Annotated in this window: 11 protein-coding genes; 10 read left to right on the forward strand and 1 reads right to left on the reverse strand. The window is 68.5% G+C overall.

The annotated features are described in order from the left end of the window. Positions 1-89 precede the first annotated feature (89 nt). Complete coding sequence (locus AB0J62_RS29710; protein ID WP_363877934.1) at positions 90-4,466, forward strand: S8 family serine peptidase; 4,377 nt, start codon at positions 90-92, stop codon at positions 4,464-4,466. Positions 4,467-4,566: 100 nt separating this feature from the next. On the opposite strand, the gene AB0J62_RS29715 is transcribed toward AB0J62_RS29710, so the two are convergent. After that, the gene (locus AB0J62_RS29715; protein ID WP_363877936.1) at positions 4,567-5,112 is read right to left on the reverse strand and encodes a helix-turn-helix domain-containing protein; all 546 of its coding nucleotides are present in this window, start codon (positions 5,110-5,112) and stop codon (positions 4,567-4,569) included. Between the two features lie 284 nt (positions 5,113-5,396). Between AB0J62_RS29715 and AB0J62_RS29720 the strand changes: the two genes are divergently transcribed. The 9 genes from AB0J62_RS29720 (at position 5,397) to AB0J62_RS29760 (ending at position 12,006) form a co-directional block, all read left to right on the forward strand. Continuing rightward, positions 5,397-6,491 carry an OmpA family protein gene (locus AB0J62_RS29720; RefSeq protein ID WP_363877938.1) on the forward strand — a complete coding sequence of 365 codons (1,095 nt, stop codon included), beginning with the start codon at positions 5,397-5,399 and terminating at the stop codon, positions 6,489-6,491. A 104-nt stretch (positions 6,492-6,595) separates the two neighbouring features. Continuing rightward, a complete protein-coding gene (locus AB0J62_RS29725; protein ID WP_363877940.1) occupies positions 6,596-7,303 on the forward strand; it encodes a hypothetical protein in 708 nt (235 codons plus the stop codon). Positions 7,304-7,311: 8 nt separating this feature from the next. Beyond that, the gene (locus AB0J62_RS29730; RefSeq protein WP_363877943.1) at positions 7,312-7,515 is read left to right on the forward strand and encodes a hypothetical protein; all 204 of its coding nucleotides are present in this window, start codon (positions 7,312-7,314) and stop codon (positions 7,513-7,515) included. Positions 7,516-7,565: 50 nt separating this feature from the next. Continuing rightward, on the forward strand, positions 7,566-7,796 hold the full coding sequence (locus AB0J62_RS29735; RefSeq protein WP_363877945.1) for a hypothetical protein: 231 nt from the start codon (positions 7,566-7,568) through the stop codon (positions 7,794-7,796). Beyond that, positions 7,793-8,002, forward strand: a complete 210-nt coding sequence (locus AB0J62_RS29740; protein ID WP_363877947.1) for a hypothetical protein — start codon at positions 7,793-7,795, stop codon at positions 8,000-8,002. Before AB0J62_RS29735 ends, AB0J62_RS29740 begins: the two co-directional genes overlap by 4 nt. After that, complete coding sequence (locus tag AB0J62_RS29745; protein ID WP_363877949.1) at positions 8,002-8,388, forward strand: type II toxin-antitoxin system HicA family toxin; 387 nt, start codon at positions 8,002-8,004, stop codon at positions 8,386-8,388. Before AB0J62_RS29740 ends, AB0J62_RS29745 begins: the two co-directional genes overlap by 1 nt. A 78-nt stretch (positions 8,389-8,466) precedes the next feature. Then, positions 8,467-8,667: a hypothetical protein gene (locus tag AB0J62_RS29750; protein WP_363877951.1), complete on the forward strand. Its 201-nt coding sequence runs from the start codon at positions 8,467-8,469 to the stop codon at positions 8,665-8,667. 232 nt (positions 8,668-8,899) lie between these two features. After that, a complete protein-coding gene (gene treS / locus AB0J62_RS29755) occupies positions 8,900-10,594 on the forward strand; it encodes a maltose alpha-D-glucosyltransferase (RefSeq protein ID WP_363878395.1) in 1,695 nt (564 codons plus the stop codon). Beyond that, the gene (locus AB0J62_RS29760) at positions 10,594-12,006 is read left to right on the forward strand and encodes an aminoglycoside phosphotransferase (RefSeq protein WP_363877953.1); all 1,413 of its coding nucleotides are present in this window, start codon (positions 10,594-10,596) and stop codon (positions 12,004-12,006) included. Before treS ends, AB0J62_RS29760 begins: the two co-directional genes overlap by 1 nt. Positions 12,007-12,149: the final 143 nt, after the last annotated feature.

The raw sequence follows: 12,149 nt of genomic DNA on the forward strand, positions 1-12,149 counted from the left end.
CAAATGACTCGGGGGAGTCGAACTCGGGGTCGTTCAAGTGAGGGGCTGCAGAGATGTCATATCAACGAAAGGGACTCACCAGATCAGTGGTGAGCACCCTGGCGGCACTGGCCGTCGTCGCGACCGGGATGGCCGCCGCCGGCCAGGCCCAGGCGTCACCGCCGGCCAAACCCGCATCCACGCCGTCGCCGGCCGCCAAGATCAAGCCGGAACTGATGGCGAAGCTGGACGGCAAGGACGCCAAGTCCGCGACGGACTACTGGGTCCGGTTCGGCGCCAAGGCCGACCTGACCGCCGCCAGCAAGATCACCAACTGGAACGAGCGCGGCACGGCTGTGGCCTCCGCGCTGAAGAAGGCCGCCGCGGCCAGCCAGGCGCCGATCCGCGCCGAACTGGACGCGCAGCATGTGAAGTACCAGGCGTTCTGGGGCACGAACGCGATCCGGATCGAGAGCGGATCGCTGGCCCTGGCCCAGGACCTGGCCGCCCACAACGAGGTCGAGGGCCTGTACGCCCCCGTCCAGATCGAGGTACCCAAGGTCACGCCGGGCCAGCAGGAGAAGGCCATCCAGTCCGTCGAGTGGGGCGTCGCGAACATCAAGGCGAACCAGGTCTGGTCGCAGTACGGCGACAAGGGTGAGGGCATCGTCGTCGCCAGCATCGACACCGGGGTGCAGTACGACCACCCGGCGCTGGTGAAGCAGTACCGGGGCAACAACGGCGACGGCACCTTCAACCACAACTACAACTGGTTCGACGCGGCCGGCACCTCGCCGAACGCACCGTCCGACGGCAACGGCCACGGCACCCACACGATGGGCACCATGGTCGGCGACGACGGCGCGGGCAACCAGATCGGTGTCGCCCCGGGCGTGAAGTGGATCGCCGCGAACGGCTGCTGCCCGAGCGACGCCGCGCTGATCTCGTCCGGCCAGTGGATGCTCGAGCCGACCGACCTCGCCGGGCAGAACCCGGACGCGAGCAAGCGGCCGAACGTCATCAACAACTCGTGGGGCTCGACCCTGCCGTCGAACGACCCGTTCATGGAGGACATCACCCTGGCCTGGACCGCGTCCGGGATCTTCGGTGCGTTCGCCAACGGCAACAGTGGTGAGGGCGGCTGCAACACCTCCGGTTCGCCGGGCAGCCTGACCAGCAACTACTCGGCCGGTGCCTACGACATCAACAACAACATCGCGTCGTTCTCCGGTCGCGGCGTCGGCCAGAACGGCACCATCAAGCCGAACATCTCGGCTCCCGGTGTCAACGTCCGGTCCAGCCTGCCGGGTAACACCTACGGCGCGTTCAACGGTACGTCGATGGCGACACCGCACCTGACAGCCACCGTTGCCCTGCTGTGGTCGGCATCGCCGTCCCTGAAGGGTGACGTCGCTGCCACGCGGGCGCTGCTGAACCAGACCGCGATCGACACCCCGAACAGCCAGTGCGGTGGTACCGACGCGAACAACAACGTCTTCGGTCAGGGTCGTCTGGACGCGCTCGCGCTGCTGAACGCTGCCCCGATCGGCGACACCGGCACGCTGTCCGGCACGGTCACCGCCGCCACCGGTGGTGCCCCGCTCGCCGGCGCCAGCGTGACGGTGCACCAGGACGGTCAGGCCGACAAGTCGCTGACCACCAGCAGCAACGGAACGTTCTCGTCGGTGCTTCCGGCCGGCGACTACACCCTCACGGTCGCGTCGTTCGGGTACAAGACCCAGACCGCCACGGCCACCATCACCACTGGTCAGACCACCACCAAGAACTTCGCCCTGGAGAGCACTCCGCAGGTGAGTGTCGGTGGCACCGTCACGGACGGCTCCGGCCACGGCTGGCCGCTGTACGCGAAGGTATCGGTGGAGGGTCCGGGTGGCGTGTTCGACTACACGACCCCGAGCAACGGCCGGTACAGCCTGAAGGTCCCGTCCGGTGCGGCGTACTCGCTCAAGGTCGAGGCGAAGTACCCGGGCTACCAGACCGTCAGCCAGCCGATCACGGTCGGCAGCGGCAACCTGACCAAGAACATCGCGGTCCCCGCGGACCCGACTTCGTGCACCACCGCGCCCGGTTACAAGTGGGGCTCGGACGGCGTCTACGAGACGTTCGACAGCGGCTCCGTGCCTAACGGCTGGACCGTCGTCGACGGCAAGGGCAACGGGCAGGTCTGGAAGTTCGACGACCCGGGCAACCGGGGCAACCTGACCGGCGGCAGCGGCAAGTTCGCGGTCGTCGACAGCGACAAGTACGGCAGCGGCGGCTTGCAGGACACGTCGCTGGTCAGCCCGGTCGTCGACCTGAGCTCGGTCACCGCTCCGGTGATCCGGTTCAACCAGGATCTGAACTGGTACCAGGGCGAGAAGGCCGACGTGGACCTGTCGGTCGACGGTGGCGCGACCTGGACCACCACGCTGACCCAGATCGCGGATGTCCGTGGAGTCAAGGAGATCGCGATCCCCGAGGCGGCCGGCAAGTCCGCCGTACAGGTGCGGTTCCACTACTGGGACGCGGCGTACGCCTGGTGGTGGGAGGTCGACAACGTCCTGATCGGCAGCCAGGTCACCTGTGAGCCGACCGGCGGCGGTCTCGTCGTCGGCAACGTCAAGGACGCGAACACCAGCGGTTTCGTGAACGGTGCGGTCGTCACCCATGACGGCACCACCGAGAGCGCGACCACCGTGGCGACGCCCGACGACACCGGCCTGAACGACGGCTTCTACTGGCTGTACTCCGCGGCCGACGGCGACCAGAGCTTCACCGCCAAGGCCGGCAACTACGTCAGCTCGACCGCGACCGTTCCGGTCGAGGCCGACTGGACCACCACGGCCGACTTCACGCTGAAGGCCGGCCAGCTGGCGGTCACGCCGGGCAGCATCACCGGCAACCTGAAGCTGCCGACCGGCACCGTGACCAAGTCGTTCAAGGTCACCAACACCGGCGGCGCGGCGGTCGATGTGAAGTTCGGTGAGAAGGACAGCGGCTTCGTCCTGGAGAACGCGAACGGCACCAAGACCACCAAGGCGCAGGTGGACAGCGGGACCGGCGCACCGCTGCAGCGGCTCGCCGTGAACACCTCGTTCGCCCGGATGCTCTCGGGCAAGACCGGTGCCGGGCCGGTGGCTGCGCAGCCGCAGGCGGCTCCGTGGGCCGACATCGCCGACTACCCGGCGACCGTGATGGACAACCGGGTCGTCAACCTCGACGGCAAGGTCTACTCGATCGGCGGCGGCAACGGCAGCGCGTCGACGGCTAACAGCTACGTGTACGACCCGGCCACGCTCGCGTGGACCGCGATCGCCCCGCTGCCGGGTGCTCGCAACGCCATCACCGTCGGTGTCGTGGGCGGCAAGATCATCGCCAGCTCCGGCTGGGCGGACGCCGGCCCGGCGCCGGAGACCTGGTCGTACGACCCGGCCGCCAACGCCTGGTCCACGGTCGCTGCCAACCCGGCTCCGCGTGCGGCTGCCGGTCAGGCTGTGCTCGACGGCAAGCTGTACGCCGTCGGCGGGTGCACCACGTCCGGCTGTCTGCCGATGAGCAACACGGTGGTCCGCTACGACGCGGCCGCCAACACCTGGGAGACGCTGGCGAACTACCCGCAGTCGGTCGCGTTCGCATCCTGCGGCGCCATCGACGGCAAGCTGTACTGCGCCGGCGGCAACGACGGCACGAACTCGCTGAAGTCGGCCTACGTCTACGACCCGGGAGCAGACTCCTGGACCGCGATCGCGGACGCTCCGGCCGACCACTGGGCGGCGTCGTACGCCGTCGCCGGTGGCAAGCTGCTCGTCGTCGGCGGTGTACAGGCCGGTGCGGTGACCAACGCAGGGTTCTCCTACGACCCGGCGTCGGACAGCTGGACCGCGCTGCCGAACGCCAACCTGCCGCGGTACCGCGGTGGTGCGGCGTGTGGCTTCTACAAGATCGGTGGCTCCTCCGGTAGCTTCAACGCCACCGCGGACAGTGAGGCCCTGCCGGGTCTCGAGGACTGCACCGAGTCGTCGGCGGACGTGAGCTGGATGTCGCTCGACAAGACCGAGGCCACCCTGGCCCCGGGACAGTCGACGACGGTCAAGGTCACGCTCACCGCGAACGTCGACCAGCCCGGCACCTACAGCGGCGCCGTGACGATCGGCGAGAACACCCCGTACACCGTTCCCGCGGTCGGCGTGACGATGAACGTCACCCCGCCGACCACCTGGAGCAAGCTGCAGGGCACCGTCACGGGCGTCAGCTCGTCCGGCGCCACCGCCGCCCTCCCGGGTGCGATCGTCGAGGTGGACTCGTGGGCGCAGTCGTACACCTTCATCACCGACAAGAACGGTCAGTACGCCTACTGGCTCGACCGTCGCAACAACCCGCTCACCCTGATCGCCGCCAAGGACGGCTACAAGCCACAAACCCGTACGACGAAGTTGGTCGCCGGCACGCCGGTCACCGAGAACTTCGCACTGAAGTCGATCAAGTAGTCAGCCAGTAAGACTCGGCCCCCGGACCGCACTGGTCCGGGGGCCGAGCCCTGTTCAGGCAGTTCGCAGGAGCCTGTTCAGGCAGTTCGCAGGAGCCTGTTCAGGCTGTCGGCAGGAGATGGAAGCCGACGCCGCGGACCGCGTGAATGGTGACGGTGGCGCCGAGGTTCGAGAGCTTCTGGCGCAAGCGTTTGACGACCGAGTGGATGTGGGAGCCGTGGCCCAGGTGCTCGTTGCCCCAGACGGCGTGGTGCAGACGCTGGTACGTCCAGACCCGGCCGGGCTCTGTCACCAGGCAGTGCAGGAAGTCGTGCTCGAGCCGGGTCAGCGGCATCTCGCGGTCCCGCCAGCGGACCACGCGGCGGTCGACGTCCAGGCGCAGTTCGGCGACCGGCTCCGGCACCGCCCTGATCGGCTGGGCGACCGGTGCCGTGCGCTGAGCAGTGGTGGAGGCCATGGTTGGAGCCATGAGAGCCGAGCTCGGCGCGATCGTGACTCCGGTGAGCTCCAGGAAGGCGCGGGCCTGGTCCGCGCTCGACACCAGCAGCAGTGCATCGGCTTCGCCGAGCAGGCGAGCCAGCTCTACCCGTTCGGCCGTGGACGCGGCCACGCCGATGATCAGGGACGAATCGGACTGCCTCTCCATCGACATCACAGCAAGCGCCTCCCCAGTCGAACTGCCCGCCACAAGTACGGTTCACGGCACGAACTAAGTCAAGGGATTCCCTGCGCAGCGGGCTGGCACATATGCGTCCTGTCCGAGACAGGACAGCTCCCCCAGGCAGCTCCCTGGACAGCTGCCCGCCAGCTCCCTAACCCGCTGCTGCAGAACGAAAATCGGCGACGCTCCCCCGTGGAGTGTGCGGAGCCGGGGCGATGCGGAGTAGTCTCCTCGCGCACGGCCACTCTGACCGCATCCACGGAGGAACAGTGCCCGGTCTGGTTCGGCGGCCGCTCGTCATCTGGTTGCTCGCGGCCCTCGCAGTACCTGTACTGCTGACGGCTGTGCTGATTCCCGCCAAGGCCGGCACCACCGAGGACGATCTGCGGGACCGTACGGTTGCGGCGTTGAAGGCCCGCGGGATCGAGAACGCGTCAGTCGATTTCGACGGCCGGGACGCGAAGATCGTCGTCACCGGAGACGTGGATCCGGCGCAGATCCAGGCGATCGCTGCCGGGGTCGAAGGGGTTCGCTCGGTACGAGTCGAGGGCGGGTCGACACCGACTCCGACGCCGGCTTCTCCGAGTGCGCCGGCCGAGGAGTCCGGCGTACCGGCGTTCGAGGTCGGGCGGTCGAATCAATCGATCCGGGTGCAGGCGCCGGTGCGGAGCCAGGCGGTCAAGGACGCGATCTCCGCGGAGGTCGAGCAGTTGCTCGGCCCGGATCGCCAGTACGACGACCGCACGACGATCGATCCGGCCAACGGGATCGCCGATGCCGCGACGCTCTCCGCACTGCTGCGGGCGCTCGCGATCGGGACGGGCGACGCCTCGGTGCGGTACGACGGGGACACCGTCACGCTCTCGGGCGAGGTGCCGGACCAGGCGACCAAGGCGACCGTCGGACGGGCCGCCGCGAAGGCGGTGCCCGGTGCGGTCCTTGCCGACCAGTTGCAGCTGCCGAAGCCGCCGAAGACCGCGCTGAGCGAGCCGTGCCGGACGTTCCAGACCCGGCTGGCCGAGTTCAGCCGGCAGTACAAGATCAACTTCCTGTCCGGCACGTCGATCGTGAACGACGCGTCGAAGCCGTCGGTCGTGCGCGCTGCCGCCTTGCTGAAGACGTGTACGACGGTGCGGGTCGAGGTGGCCGGTCATACCGACAACCTGGGTTCGCCGGCGACCAGCCTGCCGTTGTCCGAGCGTCGCGCCGCCGCGGTGAAGGCGGAGCTGGTGCGGCTCGGGGTCACTGCGAACCGCATCCTCGCGCACGGGTACGGGCAGGCCTTCCCGATCGCTTCCAACGCCACCGGCGCCGGGCGGATCGCGAACCGTCGGGCCGAGCTCCGAGTAGTGCAGGGGAACTGAATGAGTTGGCTGATCGCCGAGACCTGGATCCTGCTACTGGTCGCCTTCGTCCTGGGCAGCGCGGCCGCGTGGCTCGTACACCGCCTGGTGAGGGAGGCGCGCGGATGAGCTGGCTGTTACGCCACAACTGGCTGTGGTCACTGCTCGCGTTCTTCCTCGGCGCGGCGATCACCTGGGTCCTGCTCGACCGCCGCCGCCCCGCTCCCGCCCTCGCCGACGAGCCGCCCGAAAAGGAACCCGTCCTCGTAGGAGCCACGGCAGCCACGTCGCAGGCCCCGACCGCCGCACCGCAGACCTCCGCCGCACCGCAGACGTCCGCCGGGCCGCAGGCCCCCGCGGCCCGGCAGACTCCCGCCGCCCCGCAGACGTCTATCGCACGGCAGGCGCCAGTTGCCCCGCAGACTCCCGCCGCGCCGCAAACGCCAGCGACACCGCCGGCGCCCGCCGCGCCACCAGCGGCTGCACCTCCGGAGGCTCCTGCTCAGGAGGCGCCGCAGCCTGTCTTCTCCCGGGTGATGGAGTCCGAGCCGACGCTGTTCGAGGTCGACATGGCAACGCCCGAGCCGCAGGCTGCCGACGTAAAGCCCGGACGGTACGGCGAGGGCTCGGCAGACGCCGTCCCGCACCAAGGTCCGCCGGACGGCTTCACGATCAAGGGCAACGCGCAGTCGATGCTGTTCCACACGCCGGATTCGCCGTACTACGGCCGGACGAAACCCGAGGTCTGGTTCCGCACCGAGGCCGACGCCGAGCGAGCCGGCTTCACCAAGTACACCCGCCGCCCCCGCAAGTCCGCCGACCCCCGCGACTGAGGATCCCCGTGCCCCGACTCCACGTCCCGTACGTCGTCGAACAGGACGAAGACGGCACCTGGCTGGCCGAAGCAGCCCTCACCCCCGACATCTTCCTCCAGGGCGAAGGCGAAACCCGCGAAGCAGCCCTCGAAGACCTCCGCACCTCAATAACCCAAGCCACCACCGAATCCGGCATCCCCGACCAACTGATCATCGACCTCCCCGACTGACCCACCCCGCCCCTACGATCGCGACAACACTCAGTAGCCAGGAGGCGAAGTTGCGGCGCGAACTTCAGATCCCCTTCACTGTCGAGCAGGACGAGAACGGTGACTGGTGCGCGGCGGCGGCGTTGACTCCCGACGCGTTCGCGAACGGCCAGGGCGGTACGCGGGAACAGGCGATCGAGGACCTGAAGGCAGCGATCGTGCTGCTGGCCGACGAGGTCGGCGTACCCGAGCAGCTGACGGTCACCGTCGAGGACACCGCAGGAAAGAGGAGCCGACCGTGAAGAACGATGTCACCGTCCCGTACACGATCGAGCAGGACGAAGACGGCGTCTGGTGCGCCCACGCGCTCCTGCGTCACGGCGTCGGCGCGAACGGCGAGGGCGACACACCGGAGGCCGCCGTCGAGGATCTCCGGGAGGCATTGACCGGCCTGATCAAGGCCTTCGGGGTCCCGAACCAGATCACCGTCACGGTCGAAAGTCCCTGATGGCCAGCAGGATCCCGGCGATGCGCGGCGCGGACGTCGTCGCCTCGCTGGAGAAATGGGGCTTCGACGTCGACCGGGTCGAGGGCAGCCACCACATCATGAAACACCCCGACGGCCGCGGTACGACCGTGCCCGTGCACAACCGGGACGTGGCCAAGGGAACGATGGGCAGCATCATGCAGGACACCGGTCTCACGGCCGAGCAGCTGCGCAACCCGAAGCTGGCGAAGCGCGCGACGCGGGAACTGACGCCGCAGGAAGTCACCGAGGGAAGCGCACCCGCAGCGGGCGCCGTGACGTCCGGCGGCAGATCGGGCCGGGCCGGCGGACGCGGAGCGTCGAGACAGCCGCCGAGGGAGAAGGGCGAACGCGGAAGCCGCCGGTAGACCGCGGTACCGCGGACAGCAGTACGCCGAGCAGCAGCGCCCCGAACAACAGTGCCTCCGAACAAGGGAGAGCGGCCGATGGAGCCCGAGGCGACCGAGCCGCTGGAGCCGGATCGGATCTTTACGGCTGAGGAGTTACTCAAGCAGCGGGATCCGCGGGACGGGGTCGCGGATGCCAACGGAGCGGTGAAGAGGCGGCCGCGGTGGCTGCGGGGTGGAGGTCGGCGTGGGCCGGCGCAGTACACGCAACGGGAGCAGGAACGCGGACCCCGGCGCTGACCGCGGGGGCCGGCGAAGCGCGTGTGTGCGAGCCCATTTGCTTGTACTGGCAAAGGGCCGTCAGACTAGGCGGAACGCCTTGCGGGACCGTCCGGCCGACGGCGTCACCACTTCACCGCGGTACCCCCGGGGATCCTCCGGGAGCAATGCACTGCCCTCCCCTTTTAGGTGCGCCCGAACGGGGTACGGGAAATAGGTTTGAAGACACCCGATGGAGGTGAGCGTGACCGACATGCTGCCGGAGCAGCACCACGGACTGACGAAGAGTGACCCGCTGTGGTTCAAGCGGGCCGTCTTCTACGAGGTCCTCGTGCGGTCCTTCAAGGACTCGAACGCCGACGGCATCGGCGACCTGCAGGGTCTGACCGAGAAACTCGACTATCTCGAGTGGCTCGGGGTCGACTGCCTCTGGTTGCCGCCGTTCTATCCGTCGCCGCTGCGCGACGGCGGCTACGACATCTCGCACTACACCGAGGTGATGCCGGAGATCGGCACGGTCGCCGACTTCGCCGCGTTCCTGCAGCAGGCCCACGCCCGCGGCATCCGGGTGATCGTCGACTTCGTGATGAACCACACCTCCGACCAGCACCCCTGGTTCCAGGCGTCGCGGTCGGATCCCGACGGCCCGTACGGCGATTTCTACGTCTGGTCCGACACCGACGACAAGTACGCCGACGCGCGGATCATCTTCGTCGACACCGAGCAGTCGAACTGGACCTGGGACCCGGTCCGCGGCCAGTACTTCTGGCACCGGTTCTACTCCAACCAGCCCGACCTGAACTTCGAGAACCCCGACGTCGGCGACGCGATGATCGAGGCGCTGAAGTTCTGGCTCGACCTCGGCGTCGACGGGTTCCGGCTGGACGCGGTCCCGTACCTGTTCGAGTCCGACGGGACGAACTGCGAGAACCTCCCCCGCACCCACGAGTTCCTGAAGCGGGTCCGCAAGGAGGTGGACGCGAACTACGAGGACCGCGTCCTGCTCTGCGAGGCGAACCAGTGGCCGGCCGACGTGGTCGAGTACTTCGGCGACCGCGACTCCGGCGGCGACGAGTGCCAGATGGCGTTCCACTTCCCGGTGATGCCGCGCATCTTCATGGGCGTCCGCCGGGAGTCACGCTTCCCGATCTCGGAGATCCTGGCCCAGACGCCGGAGATCCCGGACACCTGCCAGTGGGGCATCTTCCTGCGCAACCACGACGAGCTCACGCTCGAGATGGTCACCGACGAGGACCGCGACTACATGTGGTCGGAGTACGCGCAGGACCCGCGGATGAAGGCGAACATCGGCATCCGCCGCCGGCTCGCACCGCTGCTGGACAACGACACCAACAAGATGGAGTTGTTCACCGCGCTGCTGCTGAGCCTGCCCGGCTCCCCGATCCTGTACTACGGCGACGAGATCGGCATGGGCGACAACATCTGGCTGGGCGACCGCGACGGTGTCCGTACGCCGATGCAGTGGTCCCCGGACCGTAACGCCTCGTTCTCCACCGCGACGCCCGGCAAGCTCAGCCTGCCGGTGATCATGGACCCGGTCTACGGCTTCCAGGCCGTGAACGTCGAGGCCGAGATGGAGAACGCCTCGTCGCTGCTGCACTGGACCCGCCGGATGATCCAGACCCGCAAGCAGCACCCGTGTTTCGGCATGGGTACTTTTACGGATCTGGGTGGTTCCAACCCGAGCGTGCTGTCCTACGTTCGCGAGTTCGGCGACGATGTCGTGCTGTGCGTGAACAACCTGTCCCGCTTCCCGCAGCCGATCGAGCTGGACCTGCGGCAGTGGCAAGGAGTGGAGCCGATCGAGTTGCTCGGCGGTGTGCACTTCCCGACCATCGGGGAGTTGCCCTACCTTCTGACCCTCGGCGCCCACGGTTTCTACTGGTTCCGGCTGGCGAAGCCGGCTGACCACGAGGAGAGCATGTAGTGAATTCGCATCTGGACCAGGTCCAGTCCTTCTGCTCGGGCCAGAGGTGGTTCGGGGAGAAGGGACACGACGTCCACGTCGAAGCGATGGCCACCTCGGTGTGGCTGTCGGACGAGGGCGCCTGGCCGGCGGTCCGGATCGGGTTCGTCTACTGTGCGGGTCCGCCCGGGGTGGAGATCCCGATCCGGGTCTACCAGCTGCCGCTCAGCTACCACCGCGCACCGGTCGACAACCTCGGCCACGCGCTGGTCGGCGAGTGGGCGGAGCCGGACCTCGGCGACGCCGACGTCTGGGTGTACGACGCCTTGCACGACAAGGAAGCAACGCCGTACTGGCTGGAGGGGCTCACGCACGGACGGCAGCTGGACGGGCTGGAATTCCACCCCGTCCAGGCTCCGGACCGGACCATCGAAGTACCTGAGGACGCGCAGTCGCTGGTCCTCACCGTGGAGCAGAGCAACACGTCGCTGGTGTTCGGCGATGTCGCGCTGCTGAAGGTGTTCCGCCGGCTCGAGCCCGGGAGCAACCCGGGGGTCGAGATCGAGTCGGCGCTCACCGAGTACGGGTCCGAGCTGGTCCCGGAGGTGCTGGGCTCCGCCCGCGGCAGGTGGCCGCGTGCCGGCGGCGGCAACGACTCTGGTGAGCTGGCGATGATGACGGCGTTCCAGAAGAGCGCGACCGACGGCTGGTCGTTCGCGACCTCGTCGGTGCGTGACCTGTACGCCGAGGCCGACCTGCACGCCGAAGAGGTCGGCGGTGACTTCGCGGGCGAGTCGCACCGGCTCGGCGCGAGCACCGCGCAGGTGCATTCCGAGCTGGCCAAGGCGCTCGGCACGGACATCTGGGAGCCGGCGAAGCTGGTCGAGCACGCGGACGCGATGCGTCGCCGGCTCGAGAAGGCCGCGGCCGCGATCCCGGAGCTCGCGCCGTACGCCGATGGTCTGGCGCGCGCCTTCGACGCGCTCGCGGCGTACGACCAGCCGGTCACGGTGCAGCGGATCCACGGCGACTTCCATCTCGGACAGGTCCTGCGGACGATCGACGGCTGGAAGCTGATCGACTTCGAGGGCGAGCCGGCCAAGTCGCTGATCGAGCGGCGGGCGCTGGACACCCCGGTGAAGGACATCGCCGGGATGCTGCGCTCGTTCGACTACGCGGCGCGGTCGCTGCTGCAGGACCACGAGGGCGACCAGCAGATCGCGTACCGCGCGGCCGAGTGGGCCACGCGCAACCAGGAGGCCTTCTGCGACGGGTACGCCGAGGTGGCGGGCACCGATCCGCGCGAGCAGACCGTCCTGCTGAACGCGTTCCTCGCCGACAAGGTGATCTACGAGGTGCTGTACGAGGCCCGCAACCGCCCGACCTGGCTGCGGATCCCGCTGTCCGCAGCGGCTCACCTGGCCGAACAGTAGTTCGCCGCATCTCCGGCCGTTGAGGGCCGGATGACGATTGTGTACGTCGTGACTCCGCGGGTACGGGGTGCAGTGAAGACGGTGCTGATCGGGCAGGATGGGATTCATGGGAGAGCGCGAAGCTTTTGAGGAGCCTGTGGTGG

Origin of the sequence: Kribbella sp. NPDC049584, from assembly GCF_040675555.1 — a bacterium.
Taxonomy (GTDB): domain Bacteria; phylum Actinomycetota; class Actinomycetes; order Propionibacteriales; family Kribbellaceae; genus Kribbella.

What these genes read in the sequence shown, in the direction of transcription:
- AB0J62_RS29715 (WP_363877936.1), bottom strand. Translation starts at nt 5,112, where the DNA reads ATGGAGAGGCAGTCCGATTCGTCCCTGATCATCGGCGTGGCCGCGTCC.
- AB0J62_RS29750 (WP_363877951.1), top strand. Translation starts at nt 8,467, where the DNA reads ATGGAGCCCGAGGCGACCGAGCCGCTGGAGCCGGATCGGATCTTTACG.
- treS (WP_363878395.1), top strand. Translation starts at nt 8,900, where the DNA reads ATGCTGCCGGAGCAGCACCACGGACTGACGAAGAGTGACCCGCTGTGG.
- AB0J62_RS29725 (WP_363877940.1), top strand. Translation starts at nt 6,596, where the DNA reads ATGAGCTGGCTGTTACGCCACAACTGGCTGTGGTCACTGCTCGCGTTC.
- AB0J62_RS29745 (WP_363877949.1), top strand. Translation starts at nt 8,002, where the DNA reads ATGGCCAGCAGGATCCCGGCGATGCGCGGCGCGGACGTCGTCGCCTCG.